A 23,927-nucleotide genomic window follows, 5' to 3' on the forward strand; every position below is an offset into this window, starting at 1 on the left:
CTATGAAAAAAACTCACAGTTCAAAAACCTTCACGCATGTTATTTTATGGGCCTCTTTGCTTTTTTTTATTGTGGCGATTGTTTGGGCCAATTATGCCATTCTTGATGAAGTAACTACAGGACAAGGAAAAGTCATTCCCTCCAGTGAGGTGCAGGTCATACAGAATCTTGAAGGCGGGATTATTCAGAATATTTTTGTCAAGGAAGGACAAATAGTTAAAAAAGATCAAATTTTAATGCAAATTGATAATACGCGATTTATGTCCAGTTATGCCGAAGCAGAGAAAAAAATTGATGCACTGGAAATAGAAATTATACGGCTTAATGCTGAAATCACTAATACGAAACCTGTGTTTCCAGAAAAATTTACCAAAACCTATCCTCATCTTGTGCAGGATCAATTGTCTTTATACGAATCACGTATGAGGGAGTTGAATCAATTGGAAAAGTCTCTGGAGTTGGCACAAAAAGAATTAAATTTAACTCGCCCACTATTAAAAGGAGGTTCTGTTTCAGAGGTAGAAGTTATTCGTCTGGAAAGAACAGTAAGTGAAATTAAAGGGAACATTGAGAAATTCAAATCAGAAGAGTTGGATAGATTGAATAAAGCCCGATCAGAATTATTTGCGCTGATTGAGGCCAATAAGGCAGATAAGGATCGTTTAACTCGAACCACAGTTCGTTCCCCAGTTTATGGTATTGTAAAACAAATTAAGATGAAAACGATTGGTGGCGTAGTTCAGCCGGGTAATGATCTGCTTGAAATTGTACCGCTTGATGATACTTTATTAATTGAAGCAAAGATACGCCCTTCTGACATTGGTTTTATTCATCCAGGCCAAAAAGCCATGGTTAAAATTACAGCTTATGATTTTTCTATTTATGGCGGATTGGATGGTGTTGTAGAGCATATAAGTGCCGATACTATTATCGATGAGCAAACAGATAAAAAAGAGGAAAGCTATTATATAGTTAAAGTGCGTACAGAGAAAAATTATCTGGGAACTGAGAAAAATCCATTGCCTATTATTCCTGGCATGCAAGCTACTGTTGATATACTTACTGGTCAAAAATCAGTTCTCCAATACCTTTTGAAGCCTATCATTAAAGCTAAGCAATCTGCACTAAGAGAACGTTGATAAGTACCATATTATGCAGTAAATTGATCTATTATTGTAATGTTAGTATCATTTTTGCAAGGATATCATTGCTAGGGACACAATGTTATGCCATCGACGGTACTCCCTAAATTATACAAGTCTTACTACACGGCATATTATCTAACTGTAGTTTTTGCCACACTAACCTTTATCTTTGGACTGTCTGTTTTAATTGGTTGGCATTTTAATATTGAGTTTTTAATTCAGTACCAACCAAATACAGTAGCAATCGTTTACAATACAGCTCTGTATTTTATTATTTTATCCTTTTCTATTTTTTTATTCCTAAATTGCTACTACAAATCAGTCATTGTGTTAAGTACAACTGTTTTCATTTTATCTGGATTAGCTCTTGCACAACACATTTTTAGCATTAACCTTGGGATTGACGAAATATTCTTTCATCACTACCAATCCATTGAAAATGCTTATCCAGGCAGAATGGCTGCAAACACGGCTTTTTGCTTTCTATTAATCACTATTTGTCTTATTTTGATGAATTTAAAATGTTATCAGTCCCTTAATAATTCTGTGGCTGGCGCACTTGGTTTGTTGGTATTTTGTTTGGCTGTGTTGTTCATAAGCGGCTATTTTTCGGACATTCAACAGGCTTACAAATGGGGTAATAAAACACCCATGTCAATCAATACAGGAATTGGTTTTCTTTTGCTTTCTTTAGCTATGATGGGCTTGTATTGGCACAATAATATTGTTTATCAATTAAACTCGAGTGTTGCAATGCCCTACTTAAGTTCATTTTGCATTATGTTCACCTTTGCCTTGTTATCATTTGAAATTTTTAAAAGGGAAGAAGAACTAAATTTAAGCACTAATTTATCGCTTAGTACGCTTGCAATAGGAGTTTTTATTTCCATTCTATTCGGATTAATCATTAGATTATGGCAATTAGCAAAAATATCGGCTGTAGCTGCCAAATACGCATTATCAGAAGTCAAATCTACACTCGAATCAACAGCAGATGGTATTGTGGTAGTCGATAATGAAGGCAATGTGATGAATTACAATCAGCGTTTTTTAAATATGTGGTATCAAAAAGTGAGACCTCTGAAAACAATAAATTATCAAGATTTCAAGTTGATGATTAATAAACAATTAATCAATAGAAGGGAAACAATCCAAAGAATCAATAAGATCTTGAAAACACCAGATTATCAACACGCATTCGAGCTAAAACTTGAAGGTGAAATATACTACGATTGCTATACCCAACCATTAAAACTGGATGATGAAATCATTGGGCGTGTTTGGAGTTTTAGAGACATTACTGTCACCAAAAGGCTTGAAAAGGAGCTATCTCACCAGTCTACACATGATATGCTGACCAATTTACCTAATAAAGTACTGGCTATCAATATACTGGAATATGCAATGAAAGCAGCAGTTATCAGTAAAAAAATAGTCGGAGTTTATTTATTGGATTTAGATAGATTTACCCAAATTAATGACGTATTTGGCCACAGCAAGGGAGATGAAATAATAAAAGCTATTTCCAAGCGGTTAATTGATTGTGTGCCGATTAACCATGTGCTTGCACGACTAAGCGGTGATCAGTTTATTGTCATTGCCAGTATAAACAATAGCAAAGAGGCTGTTACTGGAGTCATACGATTATTAAGTGCCTTTAATGAACCTGTTAAAATGAACGGCCATTGTATTAAAATGAGTTGCAGTGTGGGGATTTCGTTTTACCCTAAAGATGGCAATACAGTTGATACACTATTATCCAAGGCTGATATTGCCTTGTCTCGAACAAAAACTGAAGGTCATAATAGTTTTCAATTTTATACACAAGAAATGCATACTTATACTTTAGAACACATTGTATTGGAAAGTGAATTAAGAAATGCGGTGGCAAAAAACGAGTTTGTTTTGTATTACCAACCTATTCTAAAATTGAATTCTTTGAGTGTAATTGGTTTTGAAGCACTAATTCGCTGGAACCATCCCCGAAATGGATTAATTCTTCCTGAAAAATTCATTTCTCTTGCAGAAGAAATTGGGGTTATTGGTGAAATTGGTGATTGGGTGTTCGTCACAGTATGCAAACAGATACAGGCATGGCAACTACAAGGATATAAAAATTTAAAAATTTCAGTCAATCTTTCACCAAGGCAATTTAAGTTTCAACATATTCCCAAGAGAATTAATGAATTATTATCCGAATTTCAAGTGAAATCAGAATCTATTGAATTAGAATTAACTGAAAATATATTAATAGACAAGTCGACTGACATTATCGATACTTTAAATGAATTAAAGGAATTGGGTATCCAAATCTCAATTGATGACTTTGGTACTGGCTATTCTTGCTTAAGTTACTTAAAAGACTTACCAATTGATACTTTAAAAATTGATCAAATTTTTGTGAAAGATCTAAAAAATAATCAATCCAATCAAACTCTAATAAAAGCTATAATTGCAATGGCAAAAACATTTAACTTGAGTTTGATTGCTGAGGGAATTCAAAACAAACACGAACTTGTCTTTTTACAAAAGCTAGGTTGTCATTATGGACAAGGATACTATTTTTCTCATCCCATGCCGCCTGAAAAATGTACGCTCCTTTTGCAATAGTTTATTTACTTGCCTCATGATCCGGATGAACGATAAAAATCCCTGGGGCATTACGTAAATATTCGTGATAGTCCATACCATAACCAAAAATATAATGATCTTCTACCTGTAAGCCCACAAAATCCGCTTTCTGCAGACCATTGGGAACACGTTTGCGATATTTATCAACTAATACGGCACTATAAACTTCTGCAGCACCCATTCCCTTGATTTCATTAATTATGGCAGCCAGAGTTATACCACCATCAAGAATATCATCTACGACCAACACAGTGCGTCCTGCAAGATTGCTTGATGGCTTCACTTTCCAATGAATGTCTCCTCCCGTTAAATCACCTCGATAACGTGTAGCATGAACATAATCTACTTCTAAAGGAAAATCCAAACGATGCAATAGATTGCCTAATGGAACGAGGCCTCCAACCATCACGCAAATAATTACAGGATTTTTATCCTGTAATTTTTCATGAATTTTTATTGCCATTCTATCCAGTGCTGCTTCAACTTCATTAGATGTGTATAAACAGGTTGATTTTTCATATACGGCTTTAATTTTATCAGGAATAGTCATTTATTTATTTCCTTAGAAGTTGTTTATACAGGTTAAATGAAGTTAATCTTTTACCTTCCCTGCTCCAGGGAAAGGCCTCACTTTATTGCTATGGCCCAAGTTATCTTTGACTTTGGATGTTCCTTGTTTTGAAACTTCATCAATTCGAAATATGGAATGTACAGGAATAAAAATGCGCTTAACATCACAAAATTCCATTTTAAGCTTTTCTTCAGATGGATCGACTACCAGAGCTGTTTGCTCTCCAAAAACCAACTCCTCAACCTCCAGAAAACCAAACATATCGCTTTCTTTGATTGAACGAGCATAAATTTCATAAATTTCGTCCTGATTAGCAAAACTGATTTTGAATAGCGATTTTTTTGTCATGTATCTAACCTTATCTTAAAGCAGGATAGAGTATACAAAAAGTAAGGGTTAGTCTTCAAATATTTAGAGTGGTTTAGTCATATAGAACTTATTATTAGCTCCAAATTTATGCATTTAGACTTGGCGATGACAATAATTTAATATCTTTAAAATATATGGATTATTAATTGGCTATGAGTTTCTTCTAATTTGTTGCAGGTTGTAAGGGTGAATCATACTCCTTTTTTACCGATTCTATGACTGGTTCAATTGCAAGTGATGGACTAATGTATTCATATTTTTGAGTGATATAACAATAAAATCCAGACGGAAAAGGCCATATCATTTTTCCAATCTCATCAAAAAAAGTTAATTTTTTAATTAAAGATTGGCTATTTACTGGTGGTATATAGCAAAAATTAGTTAATGAGCACTGCTTGTAACCTCTTTGAAGAAAAATTCTGTTAAGATTGAAAGCTGAGCGCATTTTTACTGCTCGATTACCATAACAGTTAAGTAATCCCCATTTCATGGCACTTCCCCATAAACTCCATGGGTTAATGCATAAGAATATGAGAAATCCCATAGGTTTCAATATTCGGTCAATTTCATCAATTAAACTAAAATTGTTTCCAAATGGCTCTAATGTTAAAGGTACTAGAATACAATCCAAGGTATCTCTATTCAATGGCAACTGATTTAAGGAGCATTCAAGGTGGATTTTATTTACAGAAGAACATGGTGATGCTACCCATTTATGTTTAAAATCAAGAAGGTTTAACCAGGGGTTTGTACCACAATCTCCAAGTTGCAGTAACGTATCTCCTTTTAAGAACTTCTTTACTGGTTCTAATTGATCTGTAAATTCTTTAGCGACAAATACACCTAAAGGTGATTGGAACCATTCGTATAAAGTGCGATAATGTTTTATTTGCTGTTCAATCAACAAAATGTGACCTTTAATTTAATATCTTTTATTAACTACAATACAACGAGTTTTACATGCAAACAATTCATTTTTAATTTTAAATTTTCAAATTTCTTCCTAATTTCCAAGAGTTGCGTTATAGCTTGCGTTTGCAAAAAATTGATGTGCCGAAATAATCAGAAATATTATTTAGATGCAGGTCTAATTAAGATAATTTATAAAACAATGAAATACTTAACATCATGACTTAAATATGAGGTTGTGTTCAAAAAACCGTGAAATTATAAATTTTTTTAACTATATTTAAAACTAAGATACACTTTGAATGAATAAAATGGCTCTAGCTACAGATGAATATAGATTACAGGGAATTGGCCAGCTTCTAGTACTGGAAAAGTTGCTAGATAAAACCAAAGCAATTGAGTTACATAAATTGGCTGCAGCAGAAAAAATGTCTTTAGTGCAATATCTTGTAAAAAATAAAATACTATCTGCTGAACAAATTGCACTGACGGCTGCTCAAAATTTTGGCGTACCAATGATGGATATTAATTGCATTGAGGTGGACTCTATTCCTGCCAATCTGGTTAATGAGAAATTGATTAAACGTCATGCTATGGTCCCCCTGTTTAGTCGCGGCACTAACTTGTACCTTGCAACAGATGATCCTAGTAAGCAAGCTTCATTAAAGGAAATTCAATTTCATACCGGACTGAATACCCATGCTATAGTTGTAGAAACAGATAAACTAAGTTCTTTGATTGATAACTTATTAACAGCAAAGGAAAGTCAGGGCTTATCGAACTATGTCGAAGACTCAGGTGATCTGGAAGGTTTAGAAATAAGTACCGAGGATGAAGATCAGGATATTGATACAGCAACATCAGTTACTGATGATGCACCTATCGTAAAATTTGTCAATAAAATTTTATTGGATGCGATAAGGCAAGGCGCTTCAGATATACATTTTGAGCCTTATGAACGAGAATACCGGATCAGGTACAGGCAAGATGGTATTTTACATGAGGTAGCTACCCCGCCTGCAAGCCTTGCATCCCGTATTACGGCGCGTATCAAGGTAATGTCTAATTTGGATATATCAGAGAGGCGTATACCCCAGGATGGCGGCTTTAAAATGAAAATTTCCAAGGCACGAGCTATTGATTTCAGAGTGAGCACCTGTCCAACCTCAGCCGGTGAAAAAGTGGTTATGCGAGTTCTTGATTCTGGTGCTGCTAAATTAGGTATTGAAGCATTAGGATTTAATCCTGTTCAGAGGTCAAATTTCATTAAAGCAATTCAGCGCCCACAAGGGATGATTCTAGTCACAGGTCCTACAGGTAGTGGGAAAACAGTTACTTTATATACAGCATTAAATATATTAAATACAATTGAAGTGAACATTTCAACAGCAGAGGATCCTGTTGAAATCAAGGTACCTGGCATCAATCAGGTTAATATTAATCCTAAAGCTGGTCTAACCTTTTCCGGTGCATTGCGCTCGTTTCTAAGGCAAGACCCTGATATCATAATGGTTGGTGAGATACGAGATCTTGAAACAGCTGAAATTGCTGTAAAAGCTGCGCAGACAGGGCATTTGGTTCTTTCTACACTGCATACCAACAGTGCTGCTGAAACATTAAATCGTTTAGTGAACATGGGGATACCTACTTTTAACATTGCGAGTTCGGTTACATTAATTATTGCGCAAAGGTTGGCAAGAAAATTATGTAATCAATGTAAGGTTGTTCGCGATGACTTTACCAATCAAGGTTTGATTGAATTAGGTTTCAAGGAATCTGATCTGGTTAATCTTAAATTATACAAAGCAGTTGGTTGTGATCAATGCACAAGTGGCTATCGTGGGCGGGTTGGTCTGTTTGAGGTTTTACCGATGACAAAAGAGCTAGGCCAGTTGATTATGTCAGGTGGTAACTCCCTGGATATCTTAAAGTTAGCCCAATCTGAAGGTATGCTGACTATCTTTCAATCGGGTATAGAAAAAGTCAAGGAAGGGATCACAACCATAGAGGAGGTCAATCGGGTAACCGTTGATTAATATGAATGGATAAAAATGCCCCACCTTTATTAACCTTTCATTATCAAGGCATCAATAAAGCTGGTCAAAAAATGGAAGGTGATATTCAAGCCAGAAGCTTGGCAATAGCTAAAGCTGATTTGCGTAAACAAGGAATAGTTACTAATAAAGTAGTTAAAAAAAGAAAACCTTTGTTGGATAGAAAAAATAAAAAAATCACGCAAGCGGATATTACAGTCTTTAGCCGCCAATTAGCTACGATGATAGAGTCAGGGATACCATTAGTGCAAGCGTTTGATATTGTTGCCAAGGGACAAAGCAATAAAAGGCTTAAAGACTTGATAGAAACAATTAAGCACGATATTGAAACAGGGCTAACGCTAGCAGAATCGTTAATTAAACATCCACTCTATTTTAATGAATTATTCTGTAATCTTGTCGATGCAGGTGAAAAATCAGGTTCATTAGATATTATGCTTGACAAGGTTGCAACGTATAAAGAAAAAATTGAAATCATAAAAAAGAAAATAAAGAAAGCTTTAACTTACCCAATTGCAGTTATGGTAGTGGCGCTTTTGGTTACCGCAGGATTGTTAATCTACGTGGTTCCTCAATTTGAATCGCTGTTCAAAGGATTTGGCGCTGATTTGCCAGCGATGACCAGAGCTGTAATTACTATGTCTGAATTTATGCAGGCCTATTGGTATATTATTTTTGGTGCTTTGGGTGGGGTTGTCTATAGTTTTTTTTATGCCAAAAATCATTCTTTAGATTTCGCACAAACCATTGACCGAGTGATGCTAAAGTTTCCTGTGATAGGCCCTATTTTAGAGAAAGCTGCTATTGCTCGATTTGCGAGGACACTATCCATTACTTTTGCTGCTGGATTACCTTTAGTTGAAGCTTTGAAATCTGTAGCTGGAGCGACTGGAAATATTATTTATGCCAAAGCGACTGATAAAATAAGAGAGGAAGTTGCCACAGGGCAGCAAATGTTTATTGCTATGGAAAATACCCATTTATTTCCAAATATGGTAATTCAAATGGTAGCAATTGGAGAGGAATCAGGTGCCCTTGAGAAAATGTTAAGCAAGGTGGCTGACTTTTATGAGGAAGAGGTAAATAATGCTGTAGATGCTCTGAGTAGTTTATTGGAGCCGATAATTATGTCAATATTAGGTATCCTTGTTGGGGGATTGGTCGTGGCTATGTACTTGCCTATCTTCAAACTGGGCTCTGCTGTTTAAACATCCTGTTTAATTTAACGATACTATATAGGCAAATGAGTCAATGATAAATACACTAATAATCAATTATACATGGTTTATGTATTTAGTCATCGGACTCTTTTCTTTAGCTGTTGGAAGTTTACTTAATGTTATAATCTATCGCTTACCGATTATTTTGCAGCAAGAATGGCGAGAACAATGCTGTGAGTTATTTAATCTTGAGCAACAAAAAGAAAAAATAAAACTTAATCTATTTTTACCACGTTCATTTTGCCCTCATTGTAAAGCGATGGTTAAAGCGTGGCAGAATATTCCCCTATTAAGCTATATCTTGTTAAGAGGACGCTGTTATCAATGCAACGGTTCCATTTCAATTCGCTATCCCTTTATTGAGTTATTGACCACAGTTTTATCATTATACGCCAGTTGGCATTTCGGTTTTACAATACAATTATTATTTGTTTTATTAGCTATCTGGATATTGATACCACTTACTTTTATCGATCTTGATCATCAATTACTCCCTGATAGTCTAACTTTAGGACTATTATGGCTTGGTCTTATTGCTAATACATGGAGTCTATTTGTTAGTCTTGATATTGCTGTGTTAAGTTGTGCCGGCGCCTATTTAGCCTTATGGTTATTTATTAATCTATTTTATCTGATTACAGGTAAGGTAGGTATGGGGCATGGTGATTTCAAATTATTTGCAGCATTTGGCGCATGGTTTGGCTGGATGTATTTACCATTAATTCTTCTGATGTCTTCAATAACCGGGGCTATCATTGGTTTGATTTATTTAAGGAGAAATGATAAATCAAGTGATACTGCAATTCCTTTCGGCCCTTTTCTTTGTATTTCTGGGTTGATAACTATGTTTTGGGGAGGCTCCATTATCAATTGGTACATGGGTTTTTGGATGTGAAATGTAGATTGGCTTAGCGCAATCCAACAATAAACAAAGACCACACACCTAAAATAACATGAGAAATGGATACTCCCAAAAGAGATTTCTGTCTGTGAAATAACCATCCCCAAAAAAGTCCAGCGATAAAAGTTAATGAGGCAAAGGTTAGGCCTAGATGAGTATGCATAGTTGCAAAGATTAGATTGGACAGAAAAATTGCATTCCATTGACGAAATAATTTCTCCCCGGGTAAAAAATGAAAAAAAGTAGATTGTAGTGCACTTCTAGCCATTAGCTCTTGAATGGGGGCAAAAAGACTATATAAAAAAATCATGGCCAAGTAATATTCCCAGTCCACTGCATTATTGACTAAAAAGCGTTTTGTTCCTGAAAATAAAGGGGTATTGTCCAGATTATTAATACCTATTATAAAAAAAACCTTGATTATTAGTACAAAAAGCATAACAGGAATTGTAAAAGCCAACGCTTCCAGAATGGTTTTTCCCCAATCTTTCAAAGTGATGCCAAATCTGGAATATGGGAGACCAGTAAAATGCATTGCAATGAGTATTGCTACAGCAAAGATTGAGATTAAGCAAATTGACAGGACGGTAGTGACAGTTACTTGATGTATTACAGTGACCAGGAAGTGTAGGGATAAAGTATATAGGCAAATAATCCAAAGCAGCGCTATGATAAATACACCTAAGGTATTGCGCCCAGAGGCTTCTTTAAGAGCTTGTTGCATATTTTTGACAGTTACTTCATTAGTAAATCGAAGCCTTCTGGAAAGTATCTGAGCCATGTTTTTAATAAGTATCAAATTTAATTTTGGTTTAGCCTTTACCTTTTCCAGCGAGTACTCTATGACAGTGAGGTCAGTTTTCGCCTTAACCGACGCGGAGCGTCTATTATTTTCAACGAGTGCCATCTCACCAACAATTTCATCTTTAGTTAATGTAGCAATCACATGAATATTATGCTCTTCAAATTCATCAATGGTCTTTTTAAATATCTCGGCTACTCCTTCAACTATAATGAAGAAGGAGTCAGCAAGATCACCTTCATTATAAATGATACTTCCGGCAGGATATTCCTGGAGTTTGCCAATTTTTGAAAAACTGGCAAGATCATCTTTTGAGAAACCGATCGTTATCGATTGATAATTTCCTATTAATTCGTTACCCAATTGATTGCAGTTTTCATTATCATTTTTAGAAGTATCATTTTGATTCATTCTCATTCCAATCCTAAATATGGAAGTCTGGATTTACTCTATTGATACAACCACGCTTTATAACTTGTAAATAATTTTTGATTTGATCAGTAATCTAATAATGAACTGAATTTAAGATACACCTTTTCTTCTTTGCATAATAGCAGAAAAAAACTCGGGTTTATTTAATCCCATTGATGCGAATATTTGAGGTATTTTATCCCAACTTCCCTCTTGTTCGATGCTGTCTACAACCAGCTCAAATCCAGTATTCTTATCGCTTTCAACACCCCAGCCATTGATAATACATAGACCTCTTAATCTCTTGGCACCTACATGTCCCAACTTTTCAGCTGCAATTAAATGCGCATGGGCCTCATCAAAAAGCTGCTGCGCTCTTTTTAAGTTGGCTTGACTATTGAATATACCCTCATTGTCCAGTTTTTGCCTGTATTTTGCTTCGTCCAGAAAAATTTGACCTAGCTGAAAATTTGCTGCTGAGTCGTCAAGATTAGCCGCTGCTCTATAGCATTCAATCATCATGATTTCTGCGTAGGGGAATTTTTTATGGTTCTTCAATTTTTTAAAAATTGTAGCTAATTCAAAATAATAGAGTATTTCCTTCTTCAGGATTTCATCCCCTGGTTGGTTACTGACTCTATTGGCTTGCATAGCCTTTATTTTTTTTGTAATTCTTCTTATTTTCCATCGTTTAAAGGTAAACATGCCCTACTCCCTTACCTAAGCTGTTAGGTCAAATAATATTTGTAGTAAAAAAATTATCGCAATAATTAAAACCATCAAGAGGACGATTTTGAATCCTAATATGGCGGAATCTCTCCTAAGACCAGCGGGCTTGGAAGGCGATTTTTCTTGCATGCTTTCTAAAGCCTCGTCTTGAAGTTTTAACTGGTTTTTATCGATATAGTTGGATATATAATAAGAAAGATAGCCCATAATTAAGCTTGGTGTAAAAAAGATAAGCCAAACCAGCGTTTTGCTAGTTGTAGCGCTGTAATAATATTCATCCTCTCCATAAGCTATCATGTTACTAACAAAATCAGGAATATCATAATCCAATTGCCAAATTAAGAAAGGCACAATATAAAGGCTAAAGAAGAATAGACCTAAGGAAATTACCAGGCAAATAATTCCTAGAATATGTAGTTTACTATTCTCATATATATTATGCTGCATAGTATTCCCATGATTCGATTTGTTTAAAATAGTATAATATTATTATTTTTAAGATAGCAGATGGCTATTAATAAGTACAATCGCTATTTCCCTTTATAATTTAAATATTATTTGTTTATTAATCAATGCATTAAAAGAAGGCCACTTATGAAACGTTTTGTTTTTATGCTGTCCGATGGTACAGGAATTACGGCTGAGACATTAGGTAATAGTCTGATTACTCAATTTGAGAATATACAATTTGAAAAAATAACAATACCTTACATAGATTCAACAGACAGGGCAGAAAGTGTTGTCCTGCGAATTAATCAATGTTTTTCAGATCAAGGAACCAAACCTTTAGTATTTATGACTTTAGTTGATCCTGAAATTAGACAAGCCATTAAAAAAGCGCATGCCTGTGTTTTTGATTTGTTTAGTATTTTTATTGGACCATTGGAAAATGAGCTTGAAGAGAAATCATCTTATACAGTAGGCAGAACTCATGGGGTCGCAAACGTGAAGTCCTATTCCCATCGGATTGAGGCAATTGATTTTGCTCTTTCACATGACGATGGAATAAAAACACGGGGTTATGATAAAGCGGATATTATTCTTATAGGGGTTTCGCGTTGCGGTAAAACTCCCAGTTGCTTATATATGGCACTGCAATATGGCATTTTAGCTGCCAATTATCCTTTTACAGAAGAGGATTTGGTGGGTTTTCGCTTACCAGAAGTATTAAGACCGTATAAACAAAAATTATTTGGATTAACAATTGACGCACATCGTTTGCAACAAATCCGCTCTGAACGTAGACCAAATAGTAAATATGCCTCCGTAGAGCAGTGCAGATTAGAAGTAACAGAAGTGGAGGCCATGTACCAGCGAGAAAATATTCCTTATATTAATTCAACGAAATATTCGATAGAAGAAATATCAACAAAGGTTCTTGCTATTGCTGGTTTACAAAGGAAAATATAAAGTTATTTTTGAATGCCACAACTCAGTAGAGGAGGGCTAGCCTTGCTATTCACTTAGCCCTCCCTCCCTCTCTATCTTAGAAGTTAGTCTTTATTTACTATCCACATAGCCATAAAATCACTTACTTTCATAGATGATAATGTGTTGGTGTCGCTCATGGTATGAATAATTCTTTCAACCATTTCACTAGCGAACCTTGTACTCAGATTACGCTTGAATTTAGACATTAAAACAGGAATTCCCTCCTCTCGTCTACGTTTATGACCAATCGGATATTCTATAGTTATTAGTTCACTTTCTGAGCCATCTTTAAAGATAATTCTCATACTATTGGCTATAGAACGCTTTTCAGGATCATGATAATCGCGTGAAAACTGCTCATTCTCTGTTACATGCATTTTAGCTCGTAATGCATCTATTCTTGGATCTGTGGCAACATTGTCTTCATAATGCTCAGCTTTTAAATCACCAAAGAGAAGCCCTACTGCAACCATATATTGCAAACAGTGATCTCTGTCAGCAGGATTATATAAAGCGCCTTGTTTACTTATTATTCTTATTGCCGACTCGTGAGTAATTAATTCAATTCGAGAGATATCTTCTAATCTGTTTTTTACTATAGGATGTAATTTTACTGCACATTCGACAGCGGTTTGTGCATGAAATTCAGCAGGATAAGATAGCTTGAATAATACATTTTCCATCACATAGCTGCCATAGGGGCGTTGAAACTTGAAATGCTTTTTTCCAAATAACACGTCATAAAATCCCCATGTTTGTGTGGTCAAAGCGCTTGGATATCCCATTTCTCCCGCTTTGGCAATTAAAGCCAAACGAACCGCTCGGGAAGTAGCATCTCCTGCCGCCCATGATTTCCTTGAACCTGCATTGGGAGCATGTCGATACGTTCTCAAGCTTTGCCCATCCACAAAAACCTGTGAGAGAGTTCTGAGCATCATATCACGATCTGCTCCAAACAAATGAGCAGCAACCGCAGCGCTAGCTACTTTAACTAATATGACGTGATCAAGGCCGACGCGATTGAAGCTGTTTTCAAGTGCCAAACAGCCTTGAATTTCATGAGCTTTAATCATTGCCGTAAGTACATCATGCATCAAAATAGGAGCACGTCCATGCTTACAATTTTCTCGGCACAAATAATCAGCGACGGCCAGAATAGCGCCCAAATTATCGGAGGGGTGCCCCCATTCTGCAGCAAGCCATGTATCATTAAAGTCTAGCCAACGTATCATTGTACCGATGTTAAAGGCAGCTTGGACAGGATCCAATTCGTAATGAGTGCCAGGTACTCTTGCGCCTCCAGGAAGCATTGCCCCCGGTACTATAGGTCCCATTAATTTGGTGCATTCCTGAAAGTTAAGGGCCAATATGCCACACCCGAGTGTATCCATTAAACATAATCGTGCAGTCTCGTAGGCCTGGGCACTATCAATTTCTTTATTTAATACATAATCAGCTATGTCTGTTATAACCTGATCATAGTCTGGCTTGACATTATCCTCTACGTAATTGTGCATATTAACCTCGTGTTTCAATAGCTGGAAATGGTCTGGAATCTGGGCCTATATATTCGGAAGTAGGTCTTATTAGTTTATTATTTGCTCTTTGCTCAAATACATGCGCAGACCACCCTGTAATGCGTGACATCACAAAAATTGGGGTAAATAAGTGTGTTGGTATATCGCAGTAATGATAGGCTGATGCACTATAAAAATCCAGATTGGGGAATAATTTTTTCTCTTGCCACATGATTTCTTCAATACGTTCTGAGATGTGGTATAAAAGGAGGTTTCCTTTTTCTTCACCTAATCTAAACGACCATTTCTTAATAATATCTGAACGAGGATCACAAGTTGTATATACCCTATGTCCAAATCCCATAATTAAATCTTTGTTGGCAAGCATTTGTTTTATGCCTATTGCTGCTTCATCAGGAGTTTTAAAGCGCTCGATTAATTCCATAGCTGCTTCGTTAGCACCGCCATGCAGAGGACCCCGCAATGTTCCTATAGCACTTGTGATCGCCGAATAAAAATCTGCCAGTGTTGCAGCTGTCACTCTTGCAGCAAAGGTAGAAGCATTAAATTCGTGCTCAGCATACAAGATCAATGAGGCGTTCATCATATCGGTTTCAATTTTACTGGGTTTGCGTTCATGTAATAAGGCGAGAAAGTGTCCGCCTGTTGTGTTTTCTTCACTTAAGCCAGTGATTTCTTTATTTTTGAAATGATAAGCATACCAATAACACATTATTCCTGGGAAAAGAGCTAACAAACGATCGGCTATTTCATATTGCTGTTTAAAGTTTTCTTCCGGTTCGATAGTACCCAAAAAAGAACATGCAGTTCGCAGTACATCCATTGGATGAGTGCTTTTAGGTATAAGTTTCAAAATGGTTTTAAGTACATCAGGTATATGTCTTAGATTTACCAATTTTTTTATGTATTCATCAAGTTTTTTTTGGGTGGGGAGTTCACCATAATGAAGCAGATAAGCAACTTCCTCAAAACTTGCATACTCAGCCAGATCATTTATTGAATAGCCTCTATAATTTAATCCCTTGCCTGCCAGTCCAACTGTGGCAATTGCTGATTGACCAGCAACTACACCGGCTAAACCTCCACTTTTGCTACTCATTTTCTTCCTCCATCAGTTGGTCTAGTTTTTATTTCTAGTACAGTCAAAATTACTGCAAATGTTTTTATTACCAAGAACTCTGAAGCGCTTGATTATTTCACCTTATTCTCTTAGAGGAATAGGTATTGTTATCATGCTCCATTGGCGCCGAAACGGGTTTATATTATGCTTCAATGATGGATGTATCTCAATTGATTTTATTAAATTACCAAATGCCCACGTAGATACCATCGACAATGGCCAGAAATTAATACCCTATTCCTCTGAAGCTCACAGTATAACTCTCCTTTTCTATGTAATCCCTGGATAGCATATAAAGTCGCTTTATTGAGTTTTTCCGCCCAGAAAGGAGCTAATATGCAGTGTGCTGTACCGGTAACAGGATCTTCTGCAATGCTGTGTTTAGGATAAAAGCAACGAGAATAGAAATCGGCTTCTGGTGTTGTGGAGGTTACAATGATTCCTCTTTTGGGGAGTTTTGCTAAAGAAAACAGATCAATTTGCAAATTTCGAATTTGTGATTCATTTTCAAGTAAAACGAGATAATCAAGATCTGTCTCAAATACTTCTCTAGCTGGTTGATCCAATAGTGATAGAATTGGCTCTGGCGAAAGAGATTTTTTATAACCTATTGTTGGAAAGTTCAGAATAAATTTTTCTTTTCTTTTTTCTACTGAAATCTGTCCACTGGAGTGATGAAAAACAATAGAATCTCTCCGTCCTTTATTTGACTCAAGTAAAGCAAATCCTGCTGCTAAAGTCGCATGTCCTGATAGACTAATTTCTCCATTTGGAGTAAACCAGCGAATATGAAAATCTTGGTCATCTTTTATAATAAATGCAGTTTCTGCCAAAGTATTTTGCGCAGCAATGGCCTTTAATAACTCATCATTTAACCAATCATCGAGAATACAAACCGCAGCTGGATTACCATGGAATACTTTATCCGTAAAAGCATCTATTTGATAAAACTCAATATTATGCACAATCAACTCACATAAAAATTAAGATTATAACTGATAAAGAAAGACGAAGTTAAGTTGAATTAGCAACATATCTTATTGTCCCTGTATAATTTTTTTTCTTAAAAATCGAGCGGGCGATATAGCTTGTATCAGTTTTCTGGGTAGTATTGAAATTTCCTTATTAATTAAACCAGATAACCATTCAGTTGCAAGAGGTATTGTTGTCAATCCTCTTGACCCGAAAGCCGCACATACATATAGATTTGGATAACAGGGGGCTGCTTCTGCTATCCATCGTTTGGAGTTAGATTGTAATTCTGAATACATTTTTTTAAATTCAAATGCTTTGGGGAGAGGCCCTACTATAGGTAAGTAATCCGGTGATGCGGCACGTATACCGGCCCAGTGGTCTAATACATTTTGGGACCACATTATTTCAGGTGCTATCCGTTTTAATCGATCAAGGTTTAACTGATCATCGAGAGCATTAAGTTCAGGTTCATATGTACCAATATCATAAGTTGCGCCAACTCTATGATTATTATTTAACGCTGGCAAAACATGCCCTTCAGCACATAAAGGAATCTTCAATCTGGAACTGTCTTGCGTTGATTGTATCGTAGTCATTTGCCCTCTAATTGCTTTTACAGGCAAATGATTGGCTTCGTGAAAATAATTTACTTTCTGTCCATTTGCCAAAATTAACACAGGAGCTTCAATGTTATTAACTACCCAGCTTTTTTGATTATAATCAATAGATTGAACTCTATTGCCAGTGATTAGAGAAATCCTTTTGTTATCAATTAGTATGTTGCATAGTTCAGGGGAGTTAATCCAGCCAGAAGATGGAATAAATAAACCACCACATTGCAAGGATAGCCCTGATAATTCGGTAGATTGTATTTCATCCACTAATTGTCCCAATTCAGGGTATCTTTCTAACCAATTAACCAGACTTTGTTGGTTTGCTTTTTCCTTATCATTATGTGCTAACAATAAAGAGCCCTTTAATTCACCGATATTATAGTTTTGCAAAAGTTCCTTATAGACGAAATTAGCATAAAGAAACGAATAAAGCATAAATTGAGTGAATGGTGATTTATAGCTGGATAATTTAGGGAATAATACAGCCTGTTGATTTGCTGATCCGCCGCAGCCAACACTCTCTTTTTCTTCTAATAAGACCACTTCCCATCCACGTTTAGCGAGATTGTTTGCAATAAAGCAACCTGCAAGCCCTCCTCCAACAATTAGCGCTGATCGTTCATCCTTTGTAACAGGATAGCTTATGTGCCAAGGGGTATGACGATTCTTTTTTGAATTTGAATGGGCTTTTCCATAATATGCGCATATCATGTGTCGTTTGGGTCCAAATCCTTTCTTCTTTTCAACAACAAATCCTGCATTGGTTAAAGCAGTTTTGACGACACCGGAAGCGGAATAGGTAGCTAATGTAGAGCCGTCCATAGACAACATGGCAATGACAGTAAATAAATCCTCAGACCACATGGATTGGTTTTTTGATGGTGAAAAACCATCAAGGTACCAAGCATTAACATAGGATTCTCTCAATCGTTGTTCAAGATTAATGTCCCCACAGATTAGTAATTGCTCATAGCACTCCAGCGCGTCTCCCAGCATTAATGTTAAAGTAATCTGATTGTTATTAAATGTTAGATGATGATAACCAGGTGTTAAAACAGGATAGTGCTCTATTAGTTTTTCAGCTTGCAAACTCAGTTCTGGCCATTTTTGTAGACATTTGATTAAGTCATTTTTTTTTAATGGGTGTTTGTCACAGGAAATATAATGTAAGCGAGCGTTTGGGGGGGCAAATTTTTCCCATAGTTTCCAGGTTAATAAGAAGTTCATACCAGTACCGAAACCAGTTTCTGCGATTGTAAAGACGTTTGATCCATCAGTTGGTAATTGTTGCCAACGATTAATCAAATTATTACCTTCGACAAAAACATGCAGGCTTTGGTTAATTCCGCTTTCAGCAGAATAATAAATATCATCAAATTGTATGGAATACGGCAGATCATCACGCCAATCAATATCTGCCGTTATAATTGGGACAAAGGGACTACTCACATAAAACTACTCTTTCAGTTACCTCTATGCCAGACTCTTTAAAGTTATTCAAATTTTTTTCTTTGATTAATTTTCTTAGTCTGGGCACTAAAATGAAAAGTATAACGGATGATCCTATTGCAAACAAACCAAGCATCAAAAACACATGACTATAACCCTCATTGGTTAACAAAGGAGAGGTACTTTCCTGACCAATAATCATTAAATTTGAGCTATAACTTGACAGGGTAGCTCCTACTCCAGTATTTAGCATCCACATTCCCATCATGACCCCTTGGAGAGACGTTGGGGCTAGTGCTCCTATCATGGCATAACCAATTGGTGATATTAGAAGCTCACCAATACTTTGTAATATAAAGCTTGTTACAACCCAACCAGGATTAACCATACCATGGTGATTAGCATAAGTAATACCTATTGGTAAGATAGCAAAGGCAATCCCTATAAAAAATAATGCGAAAGCGAATTGAGTAGGAATATTTACCTGAGATCCATTTTGACGCATTCTATTTAACATGAGTCCTAATAGTGGCCCTCCGAATACTATGACTACGGTATTAATATTTTGAAACCACTGTGGTGGAATAATCCAATTGCCATATTGTCGTTGCACATTGTGATCAATGAATACCGTTAATCCCATTGGACCAATTTGGTATAACATCCAAAATACAGTACCAACCAACATTAATACTGCAAAACCATAAATCTTGTCTCTTGCTTCTTTTGTGGATTGTTGTTGAGCTAATACCAAGATTAATATGAGCATAACAATCCCAGTGATAATGACCAGTTTATTCGCCCAATCAGCATACTGGAGTAATTGTCTTAAAATAAAAGGTAGTACAAAAATTAACCCGATCCCTAATGCTGTTGCTTTTCTTTGTGCTGGTTTGTCTTTTCTTGAGTACGCAGTGTTTTTATCATGTAATTGTTGCCAGAAATAGAGACATATGAGCAAAGCAACAAGATTACCTAAACTGCTTAAAAGAAAAAGCCGTTGATAGTTTTGAGAAATCTGGAAAGCCCCACTGAGGCTAAATCCAATAAAAAAACCAATATTCATTCCTGCGTAATTCCAGAGAAATGCAGTTTCTCTTCTAGAGTCTTCAGGTGCAAATTGCTGAGTCAGCATACAATTTACACAGGTCACATTTAACCCTGAACCTGTTAAGAACGCAGCTAATCCATAATATAAGAAAGTCGTATTTCCTATAGAGAGCAAAATGCAACCAACAATTTGTGCGATCATCCCAATACAAAACAAGGAGCGATTAGAGAGCAGTCTGCCACCCCAAAACCCACCTAATAGATGCAGAGCAAAATTGTAGGCTATAAATACCCCCATGATGCTGTTTGCTGTGGCTATTGGTAAACCAAGTTTACCTTTCATGTACAAAACAAGAGTTGAATAAAGGACGCTAAAACTTAAAGTAGAAACTACTTGTATAAAAAATAATGCAAATGTACCTTGGGGCATGGAACTCCATAGTCCTCTTTTTCTACTCAAAATCGACATTTATGCTTTCCCTTGCTAGTTAAGATCTTCTTGAATATTAACACTAACCCTTGTGAATAAATCAGAGAAAAATCATATTGAGCCAGCTTAGCAAAAAAAGTATCTAAAAATGAGTTACATAATTAAACTGCAGTTGTCTTATTTAAGCTCAATTAGACACTTTTTACTTGTTCTGTACAAATCTGATTTTTCATCAAGATTCCATACTTGCGACCTAGAGACAGGAATATGACATAGGGAAAAACTGCTGTCTAGTATTTTGTTAATTATTTAAAATTGCAGTTAATCAGTCTAAAAAGCTGTTCTAAAATCTCATCTATAGGCTTTTTAACTTAACACCATGGCCCAAGCACGGGTTTCAATAATTGTATTTACAGTAACTCAAGGCAATGATGTACAATTCTGCTATTATGTATATTTTAATTGATTAAGTACTAATTCAGCAGCATCGTATGTTTTTTCTATTTCCAAATCACCATGCGCACTGGAGACAAATCCAGCTTCATACATAGATGGTGCAAAATATACCCCACGATTAAGCATGGCATGAAAAAATTTCTTAAATAAAATTTCATCGGAAGAAGCAACATCCAAATAATTTTCAACATTATTCTTATCTGTAAAACAAAATCCAAACATTCCGCCCAATGATGCAGTAAAAAATGGAATGTTTGCATTTTCAGCAGCTGCTGCTAATGCCTTAGTTAATTTACTAGTCGTATTGCTTAAATTTTCAAAAAAATTAACTTTTTCAATCTCATTTAAAGTAGCCAAACCAGCAGCCATGGCTAATGGATTTCCTGAAAGAGTACCAGCCTGATAAACGGGGCCTTCTGGTGCCAGAAAGGACATAATTTCACGTTTACCACCTAATGCACCTACAGGCATACCTCCACCTATAATTTTTCCAAGTGTTGTGATATCAGGTTTAATCCCAAATAAGCCTTGTGCTCCATGCAAACCAACTCTAAATCCAGTCATTACTTCATCAAAAATTAACAACGCATTATATTGATCACAAAGCTCACGTAATCCTTTTAAAAACTCTATTCTAGGTAAAATAAATCCCATGTTACCGGGAACAGGCTCTAGAATTACAGTGGCGATGTCGTTTGGGTATTTTTCAAAGAGCTGAGCAACTTGCTCAAGATTATTAAAATCCGCAGTTAATGTATGTTCGGTAATGCTTTGCGGGATGCCTGGGGTTGAAGGAATTCCAAGAGTAAGTAAACCAGATCCGGCTTTAACTAACAAGCTATCGCTATGTCCATGATAACAACCATTAAATTTAATAAATTTATTTTTATTGGTGAATCCTCGCGCCAGGCGAATTGCTGTCATAGTCGCCTCAGTTCCTGAATTCACCATGCGAATTTTTTCTATTGAAGGCATGAGAGAAGCAATTTTTTCAGCCAATTGAATTTCCAGTTCTGTTGGAGCACCAAAACTCATACCGCTATGTAATACATAATCTACAGATGCTATCACATTTGGATGGCAGTGCCCGAGGATCAAAGGCCCCCATGATCCAACATAATCAATGTAATGTTTATCATCTACATCCACCAGGTAGGCACCTTTACCCGATTTGAAAAAAACAGGTTCACCTCCAACACTTTTGAAAGCTCGAACTGGTGAGTTAACACCTCCGGGAATGATTGTTTGTGCTTTATGAAATAAATCTGAAGAACGGCTCATAGAAAATCCTAAAAATGATAAACTTTAGACAAGTATCAGTTATTATTTCTAATATTCAAGATGTTTCAGAAAGTTACCTATACAAAAAGTGTTGAAATATTTTCCTACTGTACACTGTTCCTGATTGACGAAATAATGGTTTCACTAAAAACTACATAATAAAATTAGACTGATAGCCCTGAGGCAAGGAAATATTACAATCATTTCATGAATATTGCAAAAATAATGACAGGACATATGGTGAAAACAGCCTCAGATTGATTGGATTTAATGTTAAATTTTAGCAATCTATGTCAATTCTCGATGAGGTTATAACGTTCATTATATGGTTTAATTTAAAATTAGTTGTGATATTAAATAAGGTTTAACTTTACATAATCATCAACAGTAGATAAATTAGCACTTTTTTATTGAGTTTAGACTATGCAAGAGTACAAAAGATACATTTGTGTTATTTGTGGTTTTATTTACGATGAGGCTGAAGGTTGGCCAGAAGATGGTATTGAACCAGGCACACGATGGGAAGATGTTCCTGAAAACTGGTTTTGTCCTGATTGTGGCGCTGGAAAAGAAGATTTCGAAATGGTTGAAATAGACTAAAATGGTTTTACAACCACCAATAAAACAATGCCTACCAGCAGCAATGTAGGCATTTCATTAAAAAAACGATAAAAACGAGAGCTTTTTGTATTATTTCCAAGGGCGAAAGCCCTAAGGAAGTAGCCACAAGTTAAGTGATATATCCATAAGAGCAAAACCAGTGCAAACTTCATGTGCATCCACCCTGCTTTAAGATAATAAGATAAATTATAAGTTAATAGCCAAAACCCAAGAAGTGTGGTTGCAAGGGCTGCAGGCCATGTAATCCCGTAATATAATCTTCTTTCCATTATTTTAAACCGCTCCACACTAATTTTATCTTGTGATTCAGCGTGGTATACATAGAGTCGTGGTAAATAAAACAACCCCGCGAACCAGGCTACCAAGGAAATGATATGAAAAGCTTTAACAAATAACATACTTATTCTCTATTTAATTTTTTACGCTTTACTCGTTCATGTTTAATCAAGTTGAGTGATTCAACCGCTAATGAAAAACCCATGGCAAAATACAAGTATCCTCTAGGCACGTGGAATTCAAAACCATCAGCTACCAAAACTGTTCCTATTAAAATTAAATAACTAAGCGCGAGCATTTTAATGGTAGGATGTTCACTAATAAATTTACTTACAGGTTCACTTGCCCAAATCATGATGATGATTGCGATAGTAATTGCCAATGCCATAACTGTAAAATGTGATGTTAGTCCTACGGCTGTGAGAACACTATCCAATGAAAATATAATATCAAGCAACGCAATTTGAATGACAACTCCTCTGAAAGTGGCTGATGAAGAAACATTTTTTGAAACAGGTTCCATTAATGGTTCATGTATAACGTCCTTATGAATCTCATCTGTTGATTTCCAAATTAAAAAAGCACCACCTGATATAAGGAACAGATCACGGGCAGAAAAAACCATACTGCCTATTGTCAGAATTGGTTTTACTAATTTAACTAAAAATACGGCTGAGCCTAATAAAAGAAGTCGAGTTATCCAGGCAAAGGTCAAGCCCCATCTTCTCGCTTTTTTTCTCTTTTCATGCGGTAATTTTTCTGTAAGGATCGATAGAATAACCAGATTGTCTATTCCAAGAACCACTTCAAGAATAATCAAAGCAGTTAAACTGAGGCCGATGTCAATAAAATCCATTTATTATCCTAATAAAATGCAAGATATATTATTTTCTCTAAAATATTTGTAAAGGTAAATGATTCACTTTGATCATTTGCTTAGTTAT

General features: G+C 35.9%; 21 protein-coding genes. 7 read left to right on the top strand and 14 right to left on the bottom strand.

Going from position 1 to position 23,927, the window contains the following annotated elements:
- Positions 1–2 precede the first annotated feature (2 nt).
- Both EL201_RS07765 and EL201_RS07770 read left to right on the top strand, forming a co-directional pair.
- Entirely contained in the window at positions 3–1,139 is a 1,137-nt protein-coding gene (locus tag EL201_RS07765) for an HlyD family type I secretion periplasmic adaptor subunit (protein ID WP_027221704.1), read from the top strand.
- Positions 1,140–1,226: 87 nt separating this feature from the next.
- Positions 1,227–3,755, top strand: a complete 2,529-nt coding sequence (locus tag EL201_RS07770; protein ID WP_027221705.1) for a putative bifunctional diguanylate cyclase/phosphodiesterase — start codon at positions 1,227–1,229, stop codon at positions 3,753–3,755.
- A gap of 1 nt (position 3,756) precedes the next feature.
- Here EL201_RS07770 and EL201_RS07775 read toward each other — a convergent pair whose 3' ends face one another.
- From EL201_RS07775 to EL201_RS07785, 3 genes are all read right to left on the bottom strand, one after another.
- On the bottom strand, positions 3,757–4,326 hold the full coding sequence (locus tag EL201_RS07775) for a hypoxanthine-guanine phosphoribosyltransferase (protein WP_027221706.1): 570 nt from the start codon (positions 4,324–4,326) through the stop codon (positions 3,757–3,759).
- 42 nt (positions 4,327–4,368) lie between these two features.
- Positions 4,369–4,695 carry a DUF1820 family protein gene (locus EL201_RS07780; RefSeq protein ID WP_027221707.1) on the bottom strand — a complete coding sequence of 109 codons (327 nt, stop codon included), beginning with the start codon at positions 4,693–4,695 and terminating at the stop codon, positions 4,369–4,371.
- 184 nt (positions 4,696–4,879) lie between these two features.
- Positions 4,880–5,623 (bottom strand): methyltransferase domain-containing protein, encoded by a 744-nt coding sequence (locus EL201_RS07785; RefSeq protein ID WP_027221708.1) that lies wholly within the window; start codon positions 5,621–5,623, stop codon positions 4,880–4,882.
- A 313-nt stretch (positions 5,624–5,936) separates the two neighbouring features.
- On the opposite strand from EL201_RS07785, the gene pilB reads away from it, so the two are divergent.
- From pilB to EL201_RS07800, 3 genes are read left to right on the top strand one after another with little or no spacing between them, the layout of a single operon-like run.
- A complete protein-coding gene (pilB, locus tag EL201_RS07790; RefSeq protein WP_027221709.1) occupies positions 5,937–7,661 on the top strand; it encodes a type IV-A pilus assembly ATPase PilB in 1,725 nt (574 codons plus the stop codon).
- 5 nt (positions 7,662–7,666) lie between these two features.
- Positions 7,667–8,887, top strand: coding sequence for a type II secretion system F family protein (locus tag EL201_RS07795; RefSeq protein ID WP_027221710.1), 1,221 nt, complete (start codon positions 7,667–7,669; stop codon positions 8,885–8,887).
- A gap of 43 nt (positions 8,888–8,930) precedes the next feature.
- Entirely contained in the window at positions 8,931–9,794 is an 864-nt protein-coding gene (locus EL201_RS07800) for a prepilin peptidase (RefSeq protein WP_027221711.1), read from the top strand.
- A 13-nt stretch (positions 9,795–9,807) separates the two neighbouring features.
- On the opposite strand, the gene EL201_RS07805 is transcribed toward EL201_RS07800, so the two are convergent.
- From EL201_RS07805 to EL201_RS07815, 3 genes are all read right to left on the bottom strand, one after another.
- Positions 9,808–11,013, bottom strand: coding sequence for a cyclic nucleotide-binding domain-containing protein (locus tag EL201_RS07805; RefSeq protein ID WP_027221712.1), 1,206 nt, complete (start codon positions 11,011–11,013; stop codon positions 9,808–9,810).
- 111 nt (positions 11,014–11,124) lie between these two features.
- On the bottom strand, positions 11,125–11,718 hold the full coding sequence (locus EL201_RS07810) for an SEL1-like repeat protein (RefSeq protein ID WP_027221713.1): 594 nt from the start codon (positions 11,716–11,718) through the stop codon (positions 11,125–11,127).
- A 15-nt stretch (positions 11,719–11,733) separates the two neighbouring features.
- Positions 11,734–12,189 (bottom strand): hypothetical protein, encoded by a 456-nt coding sequence (locus EL201_RS07815; RefSeq protein WP_027221714.1) that lies wholly within the window; start codon positions 12,187–12,189, stop codon positions 11,734–11,736.
- Positions 12,190–12,336: 147 nt separating this feature from the next.
- Here EL201_RS07815 and ppsR point away from each other — a divergent pair, with 147 nt between their 5' ends.
- Positions 12,337–13,152, top strand: a complete 816-nt coding sequence (gene ppsR, locus EL201_RS07820; protein ID WP_027221715.1) for a posphoenolpyruvate synthetase regulatory kinase/phosphorylase PpsR — start codon at positions 12,337–12,339, stop codon at positions 13,150–13,152.
- 83 nt (positions 13,153–13,235) lie between these two features.
- On the opposite strand, the gene EL201_RS07825 is transcribed toward ppsR, so the two are convergent.
- The 6 genes from EL201_RS07825 to hemL all read right to left on the bottom strand — a co-directional run bounded on the left by EL201_RS07825 (position 13,236) and on the right by hemL (position 22,086).
- Entirely contained in the window at positions 13,236–14,690 is a 1,455-nt protein-coding gene (locus EL201_RS07825; protein WP_027221716.1) for a bifunctional 2-methylcitrate dehydratase/aconitate hydratase, read from the bottom strand.
- 1 nt (position 14,691) lies between these two features.
- Positions 14,692–15,810 carry a bifunctional 2-methylcitrate synthase/citrate synthase gene (gene prpC / locus EL201_RS07830; protein WP_027221717.1) on the bottom strand — a complete coding sequence of 373 codons (1,119 nt, stop codon included), beginning with the start codon at positions 15,808–15,810 and terminating at the stop codon, positions 14,692–14,694.
- Positions 15,811–16,010: 200 nt separating this feature from the next.
- Entirely contained in the window at positions 16,011–16,796 is a 786-nt protein-coding gene (locus tag EL201_RS07835) for a PhzF family phenazine biosynthesis protein (protein WP_027221718.1), read from the bottom strand.
- 72 nt (positions 16,797–16,868) lie between these two features.
- Positions 16,869–18,869, bottom strand: coding sequence for a bifunctional tRNA (5-methylaminomethyl-2-thiouridine)(34)-methyltransferase MnmC2/FAD-dependent 5-carboxymethylaminomethyl-2-thiouridine(34) oxidoreductase MnmC1 (gene mnmC, locus EL201_RS07840; RefSeq protein ID WP_027221719.1), 2,001 nt, complete (start codon positions 18,867–18,869; stop codon positions 16,869–16,871).
- Positions 18,862–20,388, bottom strand: a complete 1,527-nt coding sequence (locus tag EL201_RS07845; RefSeq protein WP_027221720.1) for a peptide MFS transporter — start codon at positions 20,386–20,388, stop codon at positions 18,862–18,864. The genes mnmC and EL201_RS07845 overlap by 8 nt, the downstream gene beginning before the upstream one ends.
- A gap of 408 nt (positions 20,389–20,796) precedes the next feature.
- Positions 20,797–22,086: a glutamate-1-semialdehyde 2,1-aminomutase gene (gene hemL / locus EL201_RS07850; protein ID WP_027221721.1), complete on the bottom strand. Its 1,290-nt coding sequence runs from the start codon at positions 22,084–22,086 to the stop codon at positions 20,797–20,799.
- Between the two features lie 423 nt (positions 22,087–22,509).
- On the opposite strand from hemL, the gene EL201_RS07855 reads away from it, so the two are divergent.
- Positions 22,510–22,686, top strand: a complete 177-nt coding sequence (locus EL201_RS07855) for a rubredoxin (protein ID WP_027221722.1) — start codon at positions 22,510–22,512, stop codon at positions 22,684–22,686.
- Here EL201_RS07855 and hemJ read toward each other — a convergent pair.
- Together hemJ and EL201_RS07865 are read right to left on the bottom strand one after the other, a co-directional pair.
- Positions 22,683–23,105 carry a protoporphyrinogen oxidase HemJ gene (gene hemJ, locus EL201_RS07860; protein WP_027221723.1) on the bottom strand — a complete coding sequence of 141 codons (423 nt, stop codon included), beginning with the start codon at positions 23,103–23,105 and terminating at the stop codon, positions 22,683–22,685. The two genes, EL201_RS07855 and hemJ, sit on opposite strands and share 4 nt — an antisense overlap.
- A 2-nt stretch (positions 23,106–23,107) precedes the next feature.
- A complete protein-coding gene (locus tag EL201_RS07865; protein ID WP_027221724.1) occupies positions 23,108–23,839 on the bottom strand; it encodes a TerC family protein in 732 nt (243 codons plus the stop codon).
- Positions 23,840–23,927 lie beyond the last annotated feature (88 nt).

It is taken from the genome of Legionella pneumophila subsp. pascullei (assembly GCF_900637585.1).
GTDB lineage: Bacteria > Pseudomonadota > Gammaproteobacteria > Legionellales > Legionellaceae > Legionella > Legionella pascullei.

Excerpts from the sequence above, each read along its gene's own strand:
- EL201_RS07765 (WP_027221704.1), top strand. The coding sequence starts at position 3 with ATGAAAAAAACTCACAGTTCAAAAACCTTCACGCATGTTATTTTATGG.
- EL201_RS07770 (WP_027221705.1), top strand. The coding sequence starts at position 1,227 with ATGCCATCGACGGTACTCCCTAAATTATACAAGTCTTACTACACGGCA.
- EL201_RS07775 (WP_027221706.1), bottom strand. The coding sequence starts at position 4,326 with ATGACTATTCCTGATAAAATTAAAGCCGTATATGAAAAATCAACCTGT.
- EL201_RS07780 (WP_027221707.1), bottom strand. The coding sequence starts at position 4,695 with ATGACAAAAAAATCGCTATTCAAAATCAGTTTTGCTAATCAGGACGAA.
- pilB (WP_027221709.1), top strand. The coding sequence starts at position 5,937 with ATGGCTCTAGCTACAGATGAATATAGATTACAGGGAATTGGCCAGCTT.
- EL201_RS07795 (WP_027221710.1), top strand. The coding sequence starts at position 7,667 with ATGGATAAAAATGCCCCACCTTTATTAACCTTTCATTATCAAGGCATC.
- EL201_RS07800 (WP_027221711.1), top strand. The coding sequence starts at position 8,931 with ATGATAAATACACTAATAATCAATTATACATGGTTTATGTATTTAGTC.
- EL201_RS07805 (WP_027221712.1), bottom strand. The coding sequence starts at position 11,013 with ATGAATCAAAATGATACTTCTAAAAATGATAATGAAAACTGCAATCAA.
- EL201_RS07810 (WP_027221713.1), bottom strand. The coding sequence starts at position 11,718 with ATGTTTACCTTTAAACGATGGAAAATAAGAAGAATTACAAAAAAAATA.
- EL201_RS07815 (WP_027221714.1), bottom strand. The coding sequence starts at position 12,189 with ATGCAGCATAATATATATGAGAATAGTAAACTACATATTCTAGGAATT.
- ppsR (WP_027221715.1), top strand. The coding sequence starts at position 12,337 with ATGAAACGTTTTGTTTTTATGCTGTCCGATGGTACAGGAATTACGGCT.
- EL201_RS07825 (WP_027221716.1), bottom strand. The coding sequence starts at position 14,690 with ATGCACAATTACGTAGAGGATAATGTCAAGCCAGACTATGATCAGGTT.
- prpC (WP_027221717.1), bottom strand. The coding sequence starts at position 15,810 with ATGAGTAGCAAAAGTGGAGGTTTAGCCGGTGTAGTTGCTGGTCAATCA.
- EL201_RS07845 (WP_027221720.1), bottom strand. The coding sequence starts at position 20,388 with ATGTCGATTTTGAGTAGAAAAAGAGGACTATGGAGTTCCATGCCCCAA.
- hemL (WP_027221721.1), bottom strand. The coding sequence starts at position 22,086 with ATGAGCCGTTCTTCAGATTTATTTCATAAAGCACAAACAATCATTCCC.
- EL201_RS07855 (WP_027221722.1), top strand. The coding sequence starts at position 22,510 with ATGCAAGAGTACAAAAGATACATTTGTGTTATTTGTGGTTTTATTTAC.
- hemJ (WP_027221723.1), bottom strand. The coding sequence starts at position 23,105 with ATGTTATTTGTTAAAGCTTTTCATATCATTTCCTTGGTAGCCTGGTTC.
- EL201_RS07865 (WP_027221724.1), bottom strand. The coding sequence starts at position 23,839 with ATGGATTTTATTGACATCGGCCTCAGTTTAACTGCTTTGATTATTCTT.